Source organism: Brevundimonas sp. SGAir0440, from assembly GCF_005484585.1.
In the GTDB taxonomy this organism is placed as follows: Bacteria; Pseudomonadota; Alphaproteobacteria; order Caulobacterales; family Caulobacteraceae; genus Brevundimonas.
In genome coordinates this window covers 2148121-2167951 of sequence record NZ_CP039435.1, presented here as the reverse complement: position 1 = coordinate 2167951, position 19831 = coordinate 2148121, and the positions used below count along the sequence as shown (strand labels likewise).

The 19831-nt window shown below is 65.4% G+C and carries 16 protein-coding genes; 9 read left to right on the top strand and 7 right to left on the bottom strand.

Annotated features, from left to right (window positions below; all coding sequences use genetic code 11):
• The first annotated feature begins 44 nt into the window (after positions 1-44).
• Both E7T10_RS15760 and E7T10_RS10705 read left to right on the top strand, forming a co-directional pair.
• On the top strand, positions 45-857 hold the full coding sequence (locus E7T10_RS15760) for a hypothetical protein (RefSeq protein ID WP_168189933.1): 813 nt from the start codon (positions 45-47) through the stop codon (positions 855-857).
• Positions 841-2034 carry a site-specific integrase gene (locus tag E7T10_RS10705; protein ID WP_137721778.1) on the top strand — a complete coding sequence of 398 codons (1194 nt, stop codon included), beginning with the start codon at positions 841-843 and terminating at the stop codon, positions 2032-2034. The genes E7T10_RS15760 and E7T10_RS10705 overlap by 17 nt, the downstream gene beginning before the upstream one ends.
• A 205-nt stretch (positions 2035-2239) precedes the next feature.
• Here E7T10_RS10705 and E7T10_RS10700 read toward each other — a convergent pair whose 3' ends face one another.
• Positions 2240-2965, bottom strand: coding sequence for a fatty acid desaturase (locus E7T10_RS10700; protein WP_246845989.1), 726 nt, complete (start codon positions 2963-2965; stop codon positions 2240-2242).
• Between the two features lie 80 nt (positions 2966-3045).
• Here E7T10_RS10700 and crtY point away from each other — a divergent pair, with 80 nt between their 5' ends.
• Genes crtY through E7T10_RS10685 form a run of 3 tightly spaced genes read left to right on the top strand, consistent with a single transcriptional unit; the run spans position 3046 to position 6622 of the window.
• On the top strand, positions 3046-4212 hold the full coding sequence (gene crtY, locus E7T10_RS10695; protein WP_137721777.1) for a lycopene beta-cyclase CrtY: 1167 nt from the start codon (positions 3046-3048) through the stop codon (positions 4210-4212).
• Positions 4212-5693, top strand: a complete 1482-nt coding sequence (locus E7T10_RS10690) for a phytoene desaturase (RefSeq protein ID WP_137721776.1) — start codon at positions 4212-4214, stop codon at positions 5691-5693. Before crtY ends, E7T10_RS10690 begins: the two co-directional genes overlap by 1 nt.
• Entirely contained in the window at positions 5690-6622 is a 933-nt protein-coding gene (locus E7T10_RS10685) for a phytoene/squalene synthase family protein (protein ID WP_137721775.1), read from the top strand. Before E7T10_RS10690 ends, E7T10_RS10685 begins: the two co-directional genes overlap by 4 nt.
• Before the next feature lie 3 nt (positions 6623-6625).
• On the opposite strand, the gene E7T10_RS10680 is transcribed toward E7T10_RS10685, so the two are convergent.
• From E7T10_RS10680 to E7T10_RS10670, 3 genes are read right to left on the bottom strand one after another with little or no spacing between them, the layout of a single operon-like run.
• Positions 6626-7639 carry an ABC transporter permease gene (locus E7T10_RS10680; RefSeq protein WP_210416083.1) on the bottom strand — a complete coding sequence of 338 codons (1014 nt, stop codon included), beginning with the start codon at positions 7637-7639 and terminating at the stop codon, positions 6626-6628.
• 50 nt (positions 7640-7689) lie between these two features.
• Positions 7690-8607, bottom strand: coding sequence for an ABC transporter ATP-binding protein (locus E7T10_RS10675; RefSeq protein WP_168189931.1), 918 nt, complete (start codon positions 8605-8607; stop codon positions 7690-7692).
• A complete protein-coding gene (locus E7T10_RS10670; RefSeq protein WP_168189930.1) occupies positions 8597-9493 on the bottom strand; it encodes a polyprenyl synthetase family protein in 897 nt (298 codons plus the stop codon). The genes E7T10_RS10675 and E7T10_RS10670 overlap by 11 nt, the downstream gene beginning before the upstream one ends.
• Before the next feature lie 109 nt (positions 9494-9602).
• Between E7T10_RS10670 and fni the strand changes: the two genes are divergently transcribed.
• Positions 9603-10646 carry a type 2 isopentenyl-diphosphate Delta-isomerase gene (fni, locus tag E7T10_RS10665; RefSeq protein WP_137721771.1) on the top strand — a complete coding sequence of 348 codons (1044 nt, stop codon included), beginning with the start codon at positions 9603-9605 and terminating at the stop codon, positions 10644-10646.
• On the opposite strand, the gene E7T10_RS10660 is transcribed toward fni, so the two are convergent.
• A complete protein-coding gene (locus E7T10_RS10660) occupies positions 10613-11098 on the bottom strand; it encodes a sterol desaturase family protein (protein ID WP_137721770.1) in 486 nt (161 codons plus the stop codon). The two genes, fni and E7T10_RS10660, sit on opposite strands and share 34 nt — an antisense overlap.
• Before the next feature lie 73 nt (positions 11099-11171).
• On the opposite strand from E7T10_RS10660, the gene E7T10_RS10655 reads away from it, so the two are divergent.
• A complete protein-coding gene (locus tag E7T10_RS10655; protein WP_137721769.1) occupies positions 11172-11921 on the top strand; it encodes a sterol desaturase family protein in 750 nt (249 codons plus the stop codon).
• Positions 11922-11940: 19 nt separating this feature from the next.
• Here E7T10_RS10655 and E7T10_RS10650 read toward each other — a convergent pair whose 3' ends face one another.
• Positions 11941-13275 (bottom strand): sigma-54-dependent transcriptional regulator, encoded by a 1335-nt coding sequence (locus tag E7T10_RS10650; RefSeq protein ID WP_371275473.1) that lies wholly within the window; start codon positions 13273-13275, stop codon positions 11941-11943.
• A complete protein-coding gene (locus E7T10_RS10645) occupies positions 13272-15011 on the bottom strand; it encodes an ATP-binding protein (protein WP_246845988.1) in 1740 nt (579 codons plus the stop codon). The genes E7T10_RS10650 and E7T10_RS10645 overlap by 4 nt, the downstream gene beginning before the upstream one ends.
• Before the next feature lie 331 nt (positions 15012-15342).
• Here E7T10_RS10645 and E7T10_RS10640 point away from each other — a divergent pair, with 331 nt between their 5' ends.
• Together E7T10_RS10640 and E7T10_RS10635 are read left to right on the top strand one after the other, a co-directional pair.
• The gene (locus E7T10_RS10640; protein WP_137722612.1) at positions 15343-16695 is read left to right on the top strand and encodes a dicarboxylate/amino acid:cation symporter; all 1353 of its coding nucleotides are present in this window, start codon (positions 15343-15345) and stop codon (positions 16693-16695) included.
• 62 nt (positions 16696-16757) lie between these two features.
• The gene (locus E7T10_RS10635) at positions 16758-19829 is read left to right on the top strand and encodes a TonB-dependent receptor domain-containing protein (protein ID WP_246845987.1); all 3072 of its coding nucleotides are present in this window, start codon (positions 16758-16760) and stop codon (positions 19827-19829) included.
• Positions 19830-19831 lie beyond the last annotated feature (2 nt).

Genomic DNA, 19831 nt, shown 5'->3' with positions numbered 1-19831 from the left:
CGGCCGGGCGGTAGGTCGCCTTCCTCGTCCGTGCTGGAAGGTTCATGTCGCCACGGCAGCGGGCGGCGCGCACGGTATCGGCTGGCGCCGAGGGCACGGCTCTCGTCCTCAAGCGCGATCTGTCGCGCCAGTTTGTCTTTGAAGGTTTCTCGCACCCCATATTTAGCTGGATGGGCGCGGGCCTAAACGTCGGGCAGAATTTCAGAAAACATCAAGTGCCATCCTTTGCGTTGACAACATCTAACGGGTCGTGGCACACAGGCTTTCCCGTAGCTCACACACAGGAGGCCGTTATCCTTTCGCTCTTTTCCGTTGAGGAGATGGGTGACTCAAGGCAATCGTTTGGCAAACCCGTTAAAGGAAGCCCGCCGATGGCCCGTCGCCGCAAATCCCCCGAAGAACTTCAAGGCTCTGTCGTCGAGGGCGTAGACCTGACCACGCCAAGCCGCCTCAAGGAGGGGGCCGGGCAGTTCATGGCGTTCGCCAAGGCTCTCCAGACCATCGCTTTTGAAATCCCGGCGCGGACTTCGCTGCGTCAGGTCTATGCCTTCGCGCTGATCGTCGAAGCCAATAGCCTCGGCAAGTCGATCATCGTCAGCGACCTCAAGGAGATCGCGGGCGCAGACAAGACCGGCGAGCCGATCTTCGGCCAGTCTATCGGTCGGTCATATCAACTGCTCATGGAGCCGACCAAGCGCGACCCGGATGGGCTGGGCTGGATCAAACTCGAAACCGACGAAGACGACCAACGGCGCAAGATCGTGCGCCTCACTCAGAAGGGAGAAGCCATCGCAAACCAACTCCGTCGCACCATAGCAACTGCCACCAAGGACGGAGATCATGGCGTTTCAGGCTAACATCGACACTGCATGGGACGTGAAGCAACGTCCTAACGGCATCTACATCGTGGAGTTCAGGGGCGAGGACGGGCAGCGTCACCGCGTCTCGACCAAGAGCCGCGACAAGCGCGTGGCGATCATGATGGCGCCGCAAATCGCGCTCGGCATCACGGCCGAGCAGATGGCCAAGCCCACCGTGAAGAAGGACGAAGAGGGTAAGCCCAAGGGCATGACCATCAACGACCTTTTCGACCACTGCGAAAAGACCGTCTGGAAGACCCATCGCTCGCAAGCGACCCTCAAATCGACCGTCAAAATCCTGCGTGAGATTTGCGGCGAAGACCTGCTGTCGGACCTTCATGCCTTCCGGCTGGAAGAGATCGCCGAGACTCTGGCCCTTCGGGGCGGACGCAAAGGCGGACGGGCGGCACCGGCCACGGTGAAACGCAAGCTGGAAGTCCTGTCGGGCGCCCTCGACAAGGCGACGAAGATGCAGGGACCGGACAAGAAACCGATCCTGTTCGCCAAACCCCCGTTCCCGACGATCAAGGTCAACAACATCCAAGAACGGACGCTGACCAAGGCCGAGGTTGCCGCCATCTTCAAGGTGATCGGGGACTATGAGATCGAGAACCCGGCCCACGATTGGAAGCGGTTCGGCTGCTTCGTGCGGTTCCTGTTGGACACCGCTTGCCGCAAGGGCGAAGCCCTCATGCTTCGCGACGAATGGATCACGGTCGATGCAGACGGCGACACGATCATTTCGTGGCCCCGTTTTCGTGACGCTACCCCGGCGGAACTGGCGCGCACCGGCCTCGACAAGATCGAGCGGCTTAAGAACGGCAAGGCCAAGACGCTCCCGGCGTCACAGTCCATCGTTGATATGCTTCCGTTCCTGCGGATGCTGTCGCCGGATGGTCGGCTGTTCCCGTGGCACACTTCGACCATGGACTGGAAGTGGCGTCGGGTCCGCGAGGGCGTGAGGAAGGCCGGGCAGAACATCGACGATGTGAAGTTCCACACCTTGCGTCATACGACGATCACGGACATGCTTCGCAACAAGGAAAGCCTGACTCTGGTCAGCCGCTTCGCCGGGCATAGCAGCGTGAAAATCACCGCTGATCGCTACGGCCACATCATCGCTGACGACCTCAAGGGACTGGTGAAGGGCAAGCAAGAACGCGATGCCGCATAGTGCGTCAACGCAACGTCCGATAAAGTCACGGGTAATCGTGCCAGCTTGGCACGGTCCCGTGGATCAAAAGCCCGCTTTTGCTGGATTGTGTGGCACCGTCTCCGCCATTCCTCTCAGAAAATGAGCAGAAAGCAGCCACCCGCCGCGCAAAGGGTCAGTTGGCTTCGCGCGGCATGTCGCCGTTGAAAACGACCGCCATGGACGCCTAGCTGAAAAGACGCCACCAGGGCTTCCAGGGGGTCAGGTGGTGTTCGTGGTGGCGGCCGAAGTGGAAGCAGGTCAGCAGCGACAGGACCGGGCCGAAAGGGCTGGTGCGGGCGTTGTGATGATCGGGGAAGGCGTCGTCGGTATGCCTGTGAGGCAGCCAGGTGCCGAAGGTGAACAACTGAAGCGCAGAGAGCAGGGCGGGCGCGGCCCAGAAGACCAGAAGGTTGGGCATGCGGGCGCCAAGGACCAGCACGGCGACGGCCACAAGGATGGTCAGAACGGCAAGTTCTCGCCAGCCGAAATAGGTGCGGAAGAAGTTGTAGAACCACGGCAGGAAGGCGCGGGGGGCCTCGGCGTGAAAGTCGGGATCGTCCGCCGTGCCGGGCGCGGCGTGATGGGCGTGGTGGGCCGTCTTTAAGGGCGCGAACCGAAAACCGGCGTAGAGGGCCAGCGCCAGGCTGCCGATCGCCGTGTTCAGCCGTGGGCGGCCCGGGGCCAGCGAGCCGTGCATGGCGTCGTGGGCGACGATGAACAGGCCGACGGATAGCCAGGTCTGGACGGCGACGATCAGCGGAACGGTCAGGACGCTCCAGATCGTCCAGCGATGAAAATAGACGCCGTAGATATGCAGGCTCAGCCAGGCCGCCGCGATCAGGCCAGCCAGCGTCAGGCCGATCAGGGCCTGGTTCGGGACGACCCGTGACATTGGCGTGACGGCGGACATGGCGCGACACTTAGCGCATCGCGGCCCGGTAAGCATCCTGTTCGCTTGCCGCATGCGTCCGCGCGTGTCACCTGTCTGGAATGCAGGTCGACGCCTTTGACACTTCCGCGCCGGACCTTGTGCTGGTGGGCGGCGGCCTGGCCAATGGCCTGCTGGCGCTGCGGCTGTCACAGGTCCGTCCTGATCTGGATGTGCGAATCGTCGAGGCGGCGCAGACCTTGGGCGGGGTCCACACCTGGTCCTTCTTCGACAGCGACCTGACGCAGGCGCAGCGCGACTGGATCGCGCCTCTGGTGGTGCATCGCTGGCCGGGATACAGCGTCCGTTTTCCCCAGTTCGAACGCGCGCTGTCGACGCCCTATTGCAGCGTCACGGCCGAACGGTTCGCGGCGGTGGTCAAGGCGGCCTTGCCCGGACGGATCATGCTGGGTGCGCCGGTCGCCTCGGTGTCGCCGACCGAAGCGGTGCTGGTTGACGGACAGCGTCTGAGCGCCAAGGCGGTGATCGATGGGCGCGGGCCGACCGCGACGCCGGATCTGGCGCTGGGTTTCCAGAAATTCGTCGGGCTGGAGGTGCGGCTGGCGGCGCCGCACGGTCTGACCACGCCCATCGTCATGGACGCCTGTGTCGATCAGGCCGGGGGCTACCGGTTTCTCTACACCCTGCCGTTCGATGATCGCACGCTGCTGATCGAGGATACGCGCTACACCGACGGCGATGCGCTGGATCGCGAGTCGTTCCGTCAGGGCGTGCTGGATTACGCCCGCGCGCAAGGCTGGAAGATCGATACGGTGTTGCGCGAGGAGGACGGCGTCCTGCCCGTGGCGCTCGACGGCGACATCGGGGCGCATTTGTCGCGGATGGGGCTGACAGCGCTCAGCGGCTTGCGCGCCGGGCTGTTTCACCCGACCACCGGCTATTCCCTGCCGGACGCCGTGCGCCTGGCCGACCGATTGGCGCGGGATTTCGAACCGGCGACGGTCGCCGAAGACATCCGTCGCCATGCGCATGACGTATGGGCCGGACGAGGCTTCTATCGGTTGCTGAACCGGATGCTATTCCGTGCGGCGCGGCCCGATGAACGATACAAGGTGCTGGAGCGGTTCTATCGTCTGCCCCAGCCGTTGGTCGAACGCTTCTACGCCGCTGGATCCACTCTCGCCGACAAGGCGCGGATCCTGAGCGGAAAACCCCCGGTGCCGATCGGCGCCGCACTGACCTGTCTGGTCGAAAAAGGACGTGCGTGATGCGGGCTGCAGTAATCGGATCGGGCTTCGGAGGCTTGTCGCTGGCCATACGGCTGCAGTCGGCGGGCATTCAGACCACGGTGTTTGAGGCCCGCGATCTGGAGGGCGGCCGGGCCTATGTGTTCAAAGACAAGGGCTATACCTTCGACGCCGGTCCCACCGTCATCACCGACCCGTCGGCGCTGGAGGAACTGTTCCAGGCCAGCGGCCGCAAGCTGTCGGACTATGTCGAACTTCTGCCGGTCGCGCCCTTCTACCGACTGTGCTGGGAAGACGGCGATGTCTTCGACTACGTCAACGACCAGGACGAGCTGGACCGCCAGATCGTGGCGCGCAATCCGGCCGACAAGGACGGTTATCGCAAGTTCCTGGCCTATTCGCAGGACCTGCTGAAGGAAGGCTATCTGAAGCTGGGGGCCGTGCCGTTTCTGGACTTCGCCAGCATGGTCAAGGCGGCGCCGGAGCTGATGCGGCTTCAGGCCTGGCGGTCGGTCTATGACAAGGTCGCCAGCTATATTCAAGACGAGCACCTGCGTCAGGCGTTCAGCTTCCACTCCCTGCTGGTCGGCGGAAATCCGTTCGCGACCTCGTCGATCTATGCCTTGATCCATGCGCTGGAGCGGCGCTGGGGCGTGTGGTTCCCGCGTGGCGGCACCGGAGCCCTGATCCAGGCCATGGTGCGTCTGCTCAAGGATTTGGGCGGTGAGGTGCGGCTGAACAGTCCGGTCGAGCGCATCACCATGGCGAACGGTCGCGCGACCGGCGTGGTGGTGAACGGCGAGACGCTGGCCTTCGATATGGTCGCCTCCAACGCCGACGTGGTTCACACCTATCAGCGCCTGCTGGGCCAGGAACCGCGCGGTCAGAAGGAGGGCGCCAAGCTGGCGTCGCGGCGTCACTCCATGTCGCTGTTCGTCATCTATTTCGGCCTGAAACGCGTCCATCCGGAGGTGCGCCACCACACGGTGCTGTTCGGGCCGCGCTATCGCGAACTGATCGCCGAGATCTTCAAGGGGCCGGATCTGCCCGACGACTTCTCGCTGTATTTGCACGCGCCGACGCGGACCGATCCGTCATTGGCCCCGGAAGGCTGCGACGCCTTCTATGTGCTGGCGCCCGTGCCGCACCTGGCCTCGGCGGACATCGACTGGAAGGTCGAGGGGCCGCGCTATCGCGACCGGATCCTGGCCTATCTGGAAGAACGCTACATCCCTGGCCTGACGGCGGACCTGGACACCTGCCGCATCTTCACGCCGGTCGATTTCCGCGACCAGCTCAACGCCCATCAGGGTTCGGCCTTCTCGCTGGAGCCGATCCTGACCCAGAGCGCCTGGTTCCGGGTTCATAACCGCGACGACCAGATCCCCAACCTGTATTTTGTGGGCGCCGGCACCCATCCCGGCGCGGGCGTGCCGGGCGTGGTCGGATCGGCCAAGGCCACCGCCGCCCTGATGATCGAGGATGCGAGGCAGCCGGCATGATTGACGCCGTCCTGGATCACAGCCGCCAGTCGATGGAGCAGGGGTCCAAGAGCTTCGCCGCCGCCGCGCGCCTGTTCCCGGCGGCGATCCGGGACGACGCGTGGATGCTGTATTCCTGGTGCCGGCATTGCGACGACGAGATCGACGGCCAGGTGCTGGGCCACGGCGCAGTCGGCATCGATCCGGTGCTGGCCGGCGAGAAGCTGGACGAGTTGCGCCTTCGCACCGCCGCCGCCCTGGCCGGAGAGCCGCAGACGGACCCGGTCTTCACCGCCTTCCAGCGCGTCGCCATGCGTCATGGCATTCCAGCCGATGAGGCGATGGACCTGTTGCAAGGGTTCGAGATGGACGTGGTCGGCCGGCGTTACGACACGCTGGAGGACACGCTGGACTATGCCTATCACGTCGCCGGCGTCGTCGGGGTGATGATGGCGCGGATCATGGGGGTGGACGATGCGCCGACCCTGCGACGCGCACAGGACCTGGGGCTTGCGTTCCAGCTGACGAACATCGCCCGCGACGTGGTCGAGGACGCGAAGGGCGGGCGCGTCTATCTGCCCGGCGTCTGGCTGGATGAGGCGGGCGTGCCGCGCGATCAGGTCGATCAGCCCCAGCACCGCGCCGCCGTGGCCCGGACCGCGCAGCGTCTGGTGGCGGCGGCCGAGCCCTTCTACGCCTCGGCGCGGTGGGGTTTGCGCGATCTGAACCCGCGTTCGGCCTGGGCCATCGCCACGGCGCGCGGCGTCTATCGTTCGATCGGCCGCCATGTGTCGCGCGCCGGCGTGACCGCCTGGGACGGACGGACGTCGGTCGACAAGGCTGGCAAGCTGATGCTGCTGGGACGGGGTGGCCTGATCGCCCTGTGGTGCAAGACGCTGGACGCCTGGCGCGAGCCGCCGCCGCGCCCGGCGTTGTGGACCCACGTCTGACGATCAACGGGCGGCGCGCCGCCGCTCCAACATCAGGGCGACCGCAAGGCCGCCTGCGCCCAGACCGGCCATGACCGCCCAGGCGGCGATGACCGTCGAGGTGAACTCGCCGCGCCAGATCACGGCCTGATAGGCCTCGATGGCCCAGGCGTGGGGCGTGATCCAGCCGAGGTCGCGGAAGGCCTCGGGCATCAAAAAGCGCGGCGCCATCGATCCGCCCAGAGCGGCCAGCAACAGGACCACGAAGGTCGTGAGCGGCTGGGCCTGTTCGCGCGACCGACATGCCGCCGTCAGGGCCAAGGCCAGGCCGGCGGCGCAGAAACCGACCGCTAACGCAGTGACCGCCGCCGCCGCCATCTGCCAGGGGGCGAGATCGGGCAACTTGAACCAGGCTGCGACGAAGACCGCCGTCGACTGCATCACGCCCACCGCCGTCAGCCAGGCAGCCCGTCCGCCAAGGATGGGCGCGAGGCCGCCGCGCGCTAGGGCCAGGCGTGATTGGAGGCCGGATCGTCGATCGTCCAGCCCTCCCATGGCCCCGTGCATGGCGGCGAAGAAGACGAACATGACGCTCACCGCGCCCGCATAAGAGGTCGCCTGTACATCACCCTGGGGACCGATCTGCAGGGTTTGAACGCGCGGTGCAGGTCGTGCGACCTGTCCCGACAGGGCGGCGGCCATCGGCTCCAGCCGCGCCTGAAGCGCCGACGCCGCCACGTCCCGGCCGGCGGCGGAAACGATCACCAGTTTTGGCGGCCCCTGCGTCGATGGCTGGATCAGTATGCCGGCGTCAGCGCGACCGTCGATGACGGCGCGGTCGAAGACCTCGCGATCTTCGACGATGCGAAGACGCGCGCCCATGTCCTTCGACACAGCCTCGCGGACCGCCGCCGTCGCGGGCGTGCGCGACGCGTCATGCAGGACGACTGTGGTGTCGATGTCGCCCCGTGCGCCCGCGCCGAAGATCGCCGCGAACAAAAGATAGACCAGGGGCGGCAACAGCAGGGTCAGGATCACGCCTGCGCGGTCGCGCCAAAACCCTCTCGCCCAGGCGCCCGCCACCGCCATCATGCTGGAGCCTGCGACAGCTGTGCGACCAGATCGTCCAGGCCGGGGCGGCGCACGGCGACCTCGCCATCCTCGCCATCGACCACGGCGGCAAGCATCTGGGCGATGGCCAGCGCGTCCTCGCAGAGCCGACGCCACTCCAGCCTGTCCTCGGACGCGGTCAGCCCCGCCTGGGCGAACCATTGGGCCGCAGGGTCCGACGCCGGTCGGGTCAGGCGAATGCTGAGCAGCCGGGCGGATCCGAAGGCGCGATGCAGCAGGGCGTTCGGCGCGCCTTCCGCCAGAAGCCGTCCCTGCGCCAGGATGCCGATCCGGTCGGCCGTATCGGCGACGAAGACGGCGTCATGGCTGATCAGAAGGCAGCCGGCGCCGGCCTTTGCGGTTTCGCGCAGGGCGACGGACAGGACGCTGCGGGTCGTCGCATCCACGCCCTCCGTCGGTTCGTCGGCGATCAGCAGGCGCGGCTTTCCGACCAGGGCGGCGCTGAGGTTGGCGCGCCGTTTCCAGCCGCCGGACAGGGTGCGCACCGGCTGGTCCGCGCGTGGGCCGCAGCCGGTCAGGTCGAGCGCGCGGTTCACCGCCGCGCCGCGATCACGCTTAGGCACCCCGCAGAGCCGCGCCGTCACATCGACGTTCTCGCGCGGCGACAGGGCCGGGAACAGGGCGCTGTCCTGCGGCGCCAGCCCGATGCGCCCGCGTGGTCCGCCGCCTTCGCCCAGGACGACACGCCCGCGCCGAGCGGGCAGCAGACCGCAGGCCACACGCGCCACCGTGGACTTGCCCGCACCATTCGCCCCGAGCAGGGCATAGACCTCGCCCGTAGCGATGCTCAGGCTGAAGTCGCTCAGCACGGATCGGCCATCATAGCCCGCGTCTATCCCGCTCAGCGACAAGGCCGGCGCGACGTCAGACCCCAAGTTCGGCCTGCTGGAAAAAGTCCAGGACATAGAGGGCCAGGGGGCTGTCATGGCCGACCGCCTCGACCGCCTTGGCCAAGGATTGCCGCACCGCCGCGCGGGTCCGGCATTCACCCCACAGATCGACGAAGGTGGTGGTGTCGTCGTCCTGACCCACGTCCTTGCCGACCGCATCGACGGTCGAACAGACATCCAGCAGATCGTCGCAGAGCTGGAAGGCGAAGCCGATCGCCTCCCCAAAGACCGACAGCCGCGCCAGATCCTGCGCATCGCCGCCGCCGAGCAGGCCGCCGCCACGCACGGTGGCGACGAACAGGGCGCCGGTTTTCAGATCGTTGATCTGGCGCAGGGCGGTTTCGTCGCGATCCCTCGCGTCGTCGCGCAGATCGCGCATCTGACCCTCGGACAGACCATCGAAGCCGATCGCCTGCGTCAAAAGGTCCAGGGCCGCGAGACGCGTTTCCGCCGGCGCCGGGGTCTGCAGCACCAGACGCGTCGCCTGATTCAACAGGGCCACGGCCGCCAGAACCGCCGTGTCCTCGCCGTGGCGACGGTGCAGGGTCGGCTGGCCGCGACGCAACGAGGCGTCGTCCATGCATGGCAGATCGTCCAGAACCAGCGACGCAACATGGACCATTTCCAGGGCGCAGGCATAGTCCAGGGCGTCTTCCGGCTCTCCGCCGACATGCGCCGCCGCCAGCATGGCCAGCACCGGCCGGACGCGTTTTCCCTGTCCCAGCAAGGCCTCGCGGGCCGCCGTGGACAACAGGCCGTCATGCGCCGGGGCGACCTCGGCCAGACGCGCCTGAACCTGCAGGCGCAGATCGTCGGGGTCGCAGGATGCGCCCGCCAGAGGCGGTTGGCGCCGGATGCCGACGATGGCCATACAGATCTCCCATTGTCGCCGACGTCGCGTTGCGACCACGCGCCGAACCCTTATGATGCCATACGGCATCACGACCGCGTCGGATGCAACCCGCCAGGAGCCGTTTGCGATGTCCACCGACGCCGATGCCTTGATCCGGCGCAAGGACGAACACATCGACCACGTCCGGGCCGGTCGGGGCGTCAGCCAGACGACATCGGGTCTGGACGCCGTCCGTTTTGTTCACGACGCCCTGCCGGATATCGATCACGACGCCATCGATCTGGCGACGCGCTTTCTGGGGCGACCGGTCGCCTTGCCGTTCCTGATCAGTTCGATGACCGGCGGGCCCTCGCGGGCCGAGGCGATCAATGCGCGGCTGGCCGAGGCCGCCCAGGCATTGGGCGTGGTGCTGGCGGTCGGCTCGCAGCGCGTGGCGCTGGAGACGGACGGCGGTCTGGGTCTGGGGCTGGACCTGCGACGCCGGGCCCCCGATGCTATGATTCTGGCCAACCTGGGCGCCGTGCAGTTCGCCCTGGGCTATGGCGTCGATGAGGCGCGGCGGGCCATGGAGATGATCGGCGCCGACGCCCTGATCCTCCATCTCAATCCATTGCAGGAGGGCGTTCAGCCCGAGGGCGATCGCGATTGGCGCGGCGTGGCGCGAGGCATCGAACAGGTTGCGGCGGCTTTCCCGGCCCGTCTGATCGTCAAGGAGACGGGCGCCGGCCTGTCAGGCGCGGTGGCGCGCCGTCTGGCGGACATGGGCGTCGCTGCGCTGGACGTCGCCGGGGCGGGCGGCACCAACTGGGGCCTGATCGAAGGCGCACGAGCGACGGGCGGTCGGGCGGAAGCGCTGGCCGCGCCTTTCGCCGGCTGGGGCGTACCGACGGCGCGCAGCCTGGCAGACTGCGCCCAGGCCGCGCCGGAACTGGATCTGATCGGGTCGGGCGGAATCCGCGACGGGCTGGATGCAGCGCGTGCGATTCGGCTGGGCGCCCGTCTGGTCGGTCAGGCGGCGGGCGTGCTCGAGTCGGCGCTGACCTCGACCGAGGCCGTGGTGGATCATCTGGATCTGATGGCGGCTCAGTTGAGACTGGCCTGTTTCTGCACCGGGTCGGCGGACCTTACCGCCCTGTCTCAGGCGCCGTTGCTGGAAGCGCCGCGCTTCTGAGACAGTTCGGCTTTCAGCGCCCGCGCCGAACGCACCCACAGGAAACCGAACGATACGCAGCCCTCGCGTGTCCGCACCGCGTGATGCAGCCGGTGGGCCTGAATGCGTCGAGTCCAGAACCCCGAGCGGCCCGCGATCCCCGTCGGGAAACGGCGATGCACCAGCCCGTCGTGAAAGAAGAAATAGATCAGTCCATAGGCTGTAACGCCCATGCCGATCGGCAGCATCCAAGGCCAGACGTGCAACCCGAGAGCCACAAAGATGATGGCCGGGGCGGCGAACACCACGGCGAACAGGTCGTTCTTTTCCAGCACGTCGTCGTGCGGCTCATGATGGCTGCGGTGCCAGGTCCACAGCAGGCCGTGCATGACAAAGCGATGCATCGCCCAGGCGAAGACCTCCATCCCCAAAAAGGTGGCGAGGAACAGCAGGATCATCGTCGGCCAGGACATGACCCATAATAGGCGCTTTACGGACCGCGCGTCACGACTTGACCCGGCGCGACGTTTCGCCGTCTGTGCGCCCATGTTGAAGGACCTGTTCGTCACCACCCTTGCGCTCAGCCTGATCATCGGCGTGCGCTATCTGTTGGTCGGTGTCGTGACCCATGGCTTGCTGTGGGGCGGGGCGGGACGGGGGCGTCAGCTGAACCACAGGCCGCCGGCGGCGAAACGAATCCGCGCTGAAGTCATCGCGTCCCTGATCGCCTGCCCGATCTACGCCTTGCCGGCCGCATTCGTCATCGAACTCTGGAAGCGCGGCGGGACGGCGATCTACGACGATATCCACGCCTGGCCGCTGTGGTGGCTGCCCGTCAGCTTCATCGTCTACATGCTGGCCCACGACGCCTTCTACTATTGGGTCCACCGCGGGCTGCACCACCCGCGCATCTTCCCCTGGGCCCACGCCGAACATCATCGGTCGCGCGACTCCAGCGCCTTCGCCTCCTTCGCCTTCGATCCGGCCGAGGCGATCGCCACGGCCTGGTTTTTGCCGGCCCTGACGCTGTTCATCCCGATCCACTGGGGCGTGGCGCTGGCGCTGCTGACCCTGATGACCGCCACCGCCGTGCTGAACCACGCCGGCCGAGAAGTCTGGCCTGCGTCCTGGCTGAAACGCGCGCCGCTACGCTGGATGATCACCGCCACCCACCACGACGCGCACCACAAACGCTTCAACGGCAACTACGGTCTGTATTTCCAGATGTGGGACCGATGGGCAGGCAGCGAGATTTCTTCCGCTCGGCGGAGAAAGGCTGAGACGCCACCGCTTTAAACCAGAATGGTCGGGCGTCTCAGCGGAAATCGGCGGGCTTCAGGCCATGCCGCTGCAGCTTGTCGTACAGCGTCTTTCTCGGAACCTGCATTTCGGCGAGCACTGCGGATATGTCTCCACGATGGGACTGTAGCGCGTCGCGCAGCAGTTCGCCTTCGAATCGGTTGACGCGGTCGGGAAGACTGAGGCCGTCATCGGACGCGCGAGTGTTATCATCGAGTGACAAGGCGACGCGTTCGGCGAAATGCGCCAGTTCGCGGATATTGCCGGGCCAATCGGCCTCGACCAACAGGCGTCTTACGCTGTCGCTCATAGAGGGAATGTCGACGCCGTGGCGGTCCGCAGCGCGGCGCAGGAAGTGGGCGAACAGCAGGGGAATGTCTTCTCGCCGTTCGCGCAAAGGCGGTACGCGGAGTCTCACCACGTTCAGACGATAATAGAGGTCTTCGCGAAAGGCGCCCCCGCGTGCGGCCTCGCCCAGATCGATCTTTGACGAGGCCAGTACACGCAAATCTAAGGCGCGGGGCTCGTTGGCCCCGATGGGATGGACCTCGCGTTCCTCCAGGACACGCAGGATCTTGACCTGAACGGCCAGAGGCATGCTCTCGACCTCGTCCAGAAACAGTGAGCCGTTGTGTGCGCGTTCGACGTGCCCGACCCGGCGGCGCAAGGCTCCGGCGAAGGCGCCGAGTTCGTGTCCAAACAGTTCGCTCTCGATCAGCCCGTCAGGCAGGGCGCCGCAGTTGACGGCGACGAACGGGGCCAATCGTCGCCGGCCGCCGTTGTGCAGAGCGCGCGCAACGGCCTCCTTTCCTGTTCCGGTTTCGCCTTCAATCAGCACGTCCATTCGGGCGTCGGCGATCTGAGCGATGGTGGCGCGGAGGGCGGTGATGGCGCGAGACGATCCGGCCAGGGGCAACTCCTGTCCGCTGTCCGAGGCCATCGCCAGCAAACGACGGTTTTCCAGGACCAGACCGCGTTTTTCCAGAGCGCGGTTCAAGCTGTCTTGAAGGCGCTCAAACTGAAAAGGCTTGGCGACGAAGTCGTAGGCGCCGTCCTTCATCGCTGCGACGGCGTCGGTGATGTCGCCATGGCCAGTGATCATGATGACCGGCAGGGCGGCGTCCAACGCTTGCAGGCGGCTGAGCAACTGGCGGCCATCGAGGCCAGGCATCCGCAGGTCGGTGATCACGACGCCCGGAAAATCGGCGTCGATCGCTCTCAGCGCGGGTTCCGTCCCTGGGAAGGCGCGAACGTCATAACCTTCCAGGGTCAGGCGCTCGACCAAGGCATGGCGGAAATCTGCGTCATCCTCGATCAGGGCGACGGCAGTGGGGCGGGCAAACTCCATCATGCGATCCTCAACGTGGCGACAAAGGTCGCTCCAACGTCGTCGTCGACCAAGTCGAGCTCGCCGCCGAAACCGGCGATCAGATCTCGACAGATGACCAGACCCAGGCCGAGGCCATTTGCACGTGTGGTGACAAAGGGCGTGAACAGTTGGGCGCGCACAGCGGGAGGGACACCCGGACCATTGTCGGAAATAAGCAATCGAACACGGTCCTTTTCGCGCGAGACTTTCAGCGTTAGTCGCGGCCGATCGCAGCCCTCCAGCGCTTCTGAGGCGTTCTTGACCAGATTGACGATTACCTGTTCCAGTCGAAAGCGGTCGGCGCGCACCGTGACGTCTGCGTCGCCCTCACGGATCAATTCGACGCCGCCCTCATCCAATCGGCCGCGCGTGAGCAGCAAGGCGCTGTAGATCGCGTCCTCCAGACGGACGATGCCGAGTTTGGGGTCTGATTTTCTGGAAAAGACCCTTAGGCCTTCGGTGATGGCCCCGATGCGCTGGGTCAGGTCGCTGATTCGCGCCAATGCCCCACGCGCCTTGGCGGGGTCGTCGCGGTCAAGCAGAACGCCGGCGGTCTCTGCCTGTGTCTGGATGGCGGCGACGGGTTGGTTGATCTCATGCGCCACGCTGGCGACGATCTGCCCCAGCGCGGCGAGTTTGCTGGCTTGAACCAGCTCGTCACGCAGCAGTTCGCGTGCGGTCTCGGCTTGGCGGCGTTCCTCGATCTGGCGATTAAGGGCGACATTGGCGTCACGAAGCTCGTGGGTGCGTTCGTCGATCAGCCTCTCCAGTTCCAGCCGCGCTTCTTCCTCGGCACGGGCGCGGACGAAGGCCTGATGGCGACGACGCAGGAGCACGACGATGACGCCTGCCAGCAGGGTGACGATCAGGGCCGCAAGCGCCCGCGCGGTTGCGACGCCCGTCCCAATGGATCCGCGATCCGGCGACAGCAGGTGCAGAGTCCAGCCGGGCGTCTCCGTTGGGATCGCCGCATGCATCCAGCGCTGCTCGCGGCCATCGACTGGAGCCTGGATCAGACGCGGTCGATCATTGGGGGGCGTGACGAAGGGGAGGGGGCGCAACGCCTCGGGTTGAAGCGTCTGATCGGTCAATGTCAGCCGCCGTCGACGTTCGTCCAGCGCTTCTGTGGTGCGGAAACGCCATGCCGGCACGCTGGTGATCAGCACGACGCCGCCGGGATCGACCACATAGGCCGGCTCGCCTGACGCGCGCCACTCGGCCTCGAGAGTGGCGAACTCGACCTTGACCACGACGACGCCCACGGCGGAGCCGCTCGACCCGTCAACACGCCGCGCCAGATAGAGCCCGGGTCGGCCTGACACGGTGCCCAAGGCGAAGAACTCTGCCTGGCCCTGGCGCATGGCGTTGTTGAAATAAGGCCGAAACCCATAGTCGGCGCCGACGAAACTGGTCGGCAGGCGCCAGTTGCTGGCAGCGCGGGTTCGTCCGCTGGCGTCGATGATGTAGATGACGGCCGCGCGTGTCTGACGCGCCAAGGTCTCCAGTTTAAGGCTGACCGCATCGCCTTTGGCAGTCTGCGGGGCGCTCAGCAGGGCGGCGATGTCGGGATCGCTCGCCAACGCCAGGGGCAGGGAGCGGTGCTTTTCCAGCTCGCTGCGTAGCACCGCCGCGTGCAAGGCGGCGGCCGCCTCTGTCTGTCGAGCCAGTTCGATCTTAGCATCACGCCGAGCGACCTCGCCCGCGGCGAAAGCCGCCAAGGCGGCGATCGTGAACCAGGCCGCTGTCGTTACCAACCAACGGGACCGCCAAAGCTTTCGAGCCGAGCCTGTAACCGGTGAATGCTGCATGTTCGCAGTGTGCGGATAATCGCACGACAGGGCCAGCATTCTGAGTGAAAAACCGCACAAAAATCTCAGCCGATCCTCACGATTTTCCAGAAAGTGCCTAATTTTCATAGAGATCGAGGCGTTGGATCAATCGCTTTCGCGATGATGGTTCTCGTTGGAAGCTCTATCCAACGGAGCGTGGCGAAGATCGCGCCCATCGAGGAGACTGCGGGATCACCCCGCACACCAGGAGCCCTTCGTGATCTCAGTCCCGTCAGAGACCGCGCCGGTCGTTCGCCGGCCGTTCTATCGCCACCTGTATTTCCAGGTGCTGATCGCCATCGCGCTCGGCGCCCTGATCGGTCACTTCTGGCCGACATTCGGCGAAAGCTTGAAGCCGCTGGGCGACGGATTCATCAAACTGGTGAAGATGGTGATCGCGCCGGTGATTTTCCTGACCATCGTGACCGGCATCGCCGGCATGCGTGATCTTGGCAGCGTCGGTCGCGTCGCCGCCAAGGCTTTCGCCTACTTCCTGGTCTTCTCGACTCTGGCTCTGATCGTGGGCCTGATCATCGCCAATCTAGTGCGTCCGGGCCATGGCTTGAACATCGACCCGGCGACGTTGAACGCCGGCGCCGTCGAGGAGTATGCGGCGGCCGCGCACGAGAGCACGATCGTCGGCTTCCTGATGGGCGTCATTCCCGACACGCTGGTCAGCGCCTTCTCGACCGGCAACATCCTGCAGGTTCTGTTCGTGTCGATCCTGTTTGGCCTCGCCCTGGCGTTGGTGGGCGAACGGGCCCAGCCGGTGGTCGATCTTTTCGAGACCCTCAGTCTTGCTGTGTTCAAGTTGGTCGCCATCGTGATGAAGGCTGCGCCCATCGGCGCCTTCGGGGCCTTCGCCTTTACGATCGGCGCCTATGGCATCGCATCGATCGCCAATCTGGCCGCCTTGATCGTGACCTTCTACGTCACCGCGATCATCTTCGTCGTGGGCGTGCTGGGTCTGGTGGGCGTCGCCAACGGCTTCAACATTCTCAAGCTGATCCGTTACCTCAAGGAAGAGCTTCTGCTGGTCTTGGGCACTTCCAGTTCAGAGGCGGCCCTGCCCAGCCTGATCTCCAAAATGGAACGCGCGGGCGCCGCCAAGTCGGTCGTCGGCCTGGTCGTGCCGACTGGCTATTCGTTCAATCTGGACGGCACCAACATCTACATGACAATGGCGGCTTTGTTCATTGCTCAGGCGCTGAACATCGAACTCACCATCTGGCAGCAGGTCACGCTTCTGCTGGTCGCCATGCTCAGCTCAAAAGGCGCAGCGGGCATCACGGGCGCGGGCTTCATCACCCTGGCGGCGACCCTGTCGGTCGTGCCGGACGTGCCAGTCGCCGGCATGGCGCTGATCCTGGGCATCGATCGCTTCATGAGCGAATGCCGGGCCCTGACCAACTTCATCGGCAACGCCGTGGCCACCATCGTCGTGGCCCGCTGGGAGAATGCGCTGGATCGCGACGCCCTGACGGCCGCGCTGGACGGACATCCCTTGCCGGTGGCGGCGCTGCCTGACCCTGCGGCGGGGCCTGGAGACGATCTGGTTCTCGCCAAGGACTGACGGCGAGAACGACTTTTGAAGGACGGGACCGACGACATAACGACGGCCCGGGAGGAGGAAACATGAAGATGCAATCCAAGTTCGCACTGATGGCGGGCGCGGCCTCGGCTGTCCTGCTGGTCTCGGCGGGAGCGGCTCTGGCTCAGGACGCCGCGCCTCAGTCGACGCCACCGCAGGAGGGCGAGGCGGCACAGGTCGAGGACATCGTCGTCGTCGGCTCTCAGATCCGTGGGGCCTCCACCACGGCGGCTCTGCCGGTGACCGTCGTCACGCAGGAAGAAATCATCGCGACCGGCGCCGTCAGCGGCGATGATCTGCTGCGGTCCATTCCCCAGATGGGCGATGTGCTGTTCTCCAGCGCCAACAATCCCCAAACCTCGAACGCAGCGCGAGGCGACGTCAACTCGGTCAATCTGCGCTCGCTCGGGGTGGGCAACACCCTGGTGCTCTTGAACGGACGTCGGATCGTTCAGCACCCCACCAGCCAAGGGACGTCAGACACCGGCACGGTGCCTGTGCTCAGCTACAATTCCAACGCCATTCCGGTCTCTGGGTTGGAGCGGTTGGAGGTTCTGCTGGACGGCGCCGCCGCCATCTATGGCGCGGACGCTGTCGCAGGCGTCGTGAACACTGTGCTTCAGCAGGATTTCGATGGCTTGGAGATGAAGGCCCAGTACGGCGGCGCGGAGGGCACGCATCGTCGAGAGTTCACCTTCGGAATGTTCGCAGGCAAGGATTTCGAGCGGGGCAATCTGTCGGGCTTCCTCGACTACACCAACCGCACCGCCCAGCAGGCCAGCGACGAGCCCTACACCGCCTCGGACGACCGCCGCAGCCTGTTCGCCAACGTGCCGGGCTATGAGAATTCGACCGACACCGACGGGCGCTCTTCCTATACAGCCTGGGCCAACTTCCAGACGCCGTTCCAAGTCCGTCGGGGCACAACGGCCCTGACGACCGGCGCCGGCGCCTTCCACAATCAGCCTTCCAGCTTCGGCTGCACCGCGCCGGTTGGGGGTGATGTTTGCCTGGCCAGCGGCAACATCAGCTACAGCGGCGCCGGCCGCGAGTTGCGCTACGACGGGGCACGGGGCACCACGCAATCGCCGGACATCGAACGGTTGAACCTGTTCGTGTCGGGTCACTACGATCTCGACAATGGCGTCACGGCTTTTGGCGAACTCGGCTATTACACGGCATCGACCCAAAACATTCAGCCGCCGACCATCCTGCTGAACCCGCTCTGGATCCCAGCCAGCAACTACTGGAATCCGTTTGGCCCCGTCACTTTTGCCGACGGCACGCGCAATCCCAATCGTCTCGCTGGCCTGACAAACGTCCCCACGGCCGGGACGGCCGTTAAGCTGGTTCGGTACCGCTTCAACGATCTGGGCGCCCAGGTGGTGGATGTCGACAACTGGCAGTCCCGATTCCTGGGCGGCCTGCGGGGCGAATGGCGCGGCTTCGATTGGGAAAGCGCGCTGCTGTATTCGGAAGCCGAGGCCACCGACAGCTCGAACGCCGTCAATCTGACCGCGCTTCAGGCCAATCTCGCCCTGTCGACGCCCGACGCCTACAATCCGTTCAGCGGCGGCTGTGTGAACGATACCAGCTTCGGCGATTGCACGCCCAGTTCTCAGGCCGCGATCGACGCCATCACGACCGACCTGACGCGGGTCTCCAAGACGACGCTGGCGCTGTGGGACTTCAAGCTCAGTCGTGCGGATGTCTTTGCGTTACCGGCCGGACCCGTCGGTATGGCCCTGGGCGTCGAGGCGCGTCGGGAAACTCAGCGTGACGACCGCGACGCCGATCTGGACGGCACCAACATCTTCCGCGACAGCGTGTCGGGCGAGATCAGCCAGTCCAACATCGCCGCCGTTAGCTCCAACCCCGATACCTACGGTAAGCGCGAGGTTTATTCGGCCTATGTCGAGTTTGCCGTGCCCGTCGTGTCGCCGGAGATGAATATCCCGCTGGTTCGCAGTCTCGATTTCCAACTGGCCGGTCGATACGAGCACTATTCCGACTTCGGCGATGTGGCCAAGCCCAAGATCGCCATGGCCTGGGACCTGGTCGAAGGCGTGCGCGTCCGGGGCTCGTACTCCGAGGGTTTCCGCGCCCCGAACCTGGAACAGACCAACGCGGCGCAATACGGGCGTCTATCGACCAATAACGATTACATCCGCTGTGAGGCCGATCTGCGTCTGGGTCGGATCACCAACTTCAACCAATGTTCGCAACCCGCCAGCGCCTCGCTGCTGGTGTCGGGCAATCCCGAGCTTCAGCCCGAGGAAAGCACCAATCAGTCCATCGGCCTGGTTTTACAGCCCTGGTTCATTCCCGAGCAGTTCGGCCGGTTCACCTTCACGCTGGACCGCTGGAAAATCGAGCAGGAGAAGATCGTCGGTCTGCTGGGCGCGCAGTCGAATGTCGTGCTGGACTATCTGAACATCCTCAACGGCACACGGAACGACAACGTCAATCGTGCGGCGGTGACGGCCGACGACATCGCCTTCTTCCAGGGCAGCGGAATCACTCCTGTCGGACAGATCGTCTCGGTCGAAGATCAGTTCATAAACCTACTGCCGCAGACGGTGGAGGGGCTCGACATCGGCCTACAATGGCGGCTGCGCGGCACGCCGTGGGGCAACTTCCGCGCCAGCGTGAATGCGGCGCACCTGACGAAGTTCGATCGTTCGCCCGGCCCCTTGGTCGAGTCGTTGTTCGCAGCGCGTGAAGCCGGCCAGATCAATGCGAACACGCCGCTGCCGATCTCTCAGACCCTGTTGGCGCGAAACGGCCGGCCGGAATGGCGGGTGACGGGCTCGTTCACCTGGTCGCAAGGGCCATGGCAGGTGGGCGCATTCACCCAATACAACAGCGCCGTCACCGAAACCGGCTTCCTCAGCGCCCAAGGCGATCCTTGGCAGGTCGATAGCCAGATCACCGGCAATCTGTATGGTCAGTATGAGTTCGGCGACAACGCCGGCTTTGCGTCCGGCACAACGGTTCGCCTGGGGGCCCGCAACATCACTGATGAGCAGCCCCCGTTGACTTCTTCGGGCTATCTGGGTGCGCTCTACAATCCCTACGGCCGCTACTGGTACGCCAACATCTCCAAGACGTTCTAAGA

What these genes read in the sequence shown, in the direction of transcription:
- E7T10_RS10670 (WP_168189930.1), bottom strand. Translation starts at nt 9,493, where the DNA reads ATGGCCATCGTCGGCATCCGGCGCCAACCGCCTCTGGCGGGCGCATCC.
- E7T10_RS10690 (WP_137721776.1), top strand. Translation starts at nt 4,212, where the DNA reads ATGCGGGCTGCAGTAATCGGATCGGGCTTCGGAGGCTTGTCGCTGGCC.
- E7T10_RS10700 (WP_246845989.1), bottom strand. Translation starts at nt 2,965, where the DNA reads ATGTCCGCCGTCACGCCAATGTCACGGGTCGTCCCGAACCAGGCCCTG.
- E7T10_RS10660 (WP_137721770.1), bottom strand. Translation starts at nt 11,098, where the DNA reads ATGTCCTGGCCGACGATGATCCTGCTGTTCCTCGCCACCTTTTTGGGG.
- E7T10_RS10650 (WP_371275473.1), bottom strand. Translation starts at nt 13,275, where the DNA reads ATGATGGAGTTTGCCCGCCCCACTGCCGTCGCCCTGATCGAGGATGAC.
- crtY (WP_137721777.1), top strand. Translation starts at nt 3,046, where the DNA reads ATGCAGGTCGACGCCTTTGACACTTCCGCGCCGGACCTTGTGCTGGTG.
- E7T10_RS10685 (WP_137721775.1), top strand. Translation starts at nt 5,690, where the DNA reads ATGATTGACGCCGTCCTGGATCACAGCCGCCAGTCGATGGAGCAGGGG.
- E7T10_RS15760 (WP_168189933.1), top strand. Translation starts at nt 45, where the DNA reads ATGTCGCCACGGCAGCGGGCGGCGCGCACGGTATCGGCTGGCGCCGAG.
- fni (WP_137721771.1), top strand. Translation starts at nt 9,603, where the DNA reads ATGTCCACCGACGCCGATGCCTTGATCCGGCGCAAGGACGAACACATC.
- E7T10_RS10635 (WP_246845987.1), top strand. Translation starts at nt 16,758, where the DNA reads ATGAAGATGCAATCCAAGTTCGCACTGATGGCGGGCGCGGCCTCGGCT.
- E7T10_RS10705 (WP_137721778.1), top strand. Translation starts at nt 841, where the DNA reads ATGGCGTTTCAGGCTAACATCGACACTGCATGGGACGTGAAGCAACGT.
- E7T10_RS10655 (WP_137721769.1), top strand. Translation starts at nt 11,172, where the DNA reads ATGTTGAAGGACCTGTTCGTCACCACCCTTGCGCTCAGCCTGATCATC.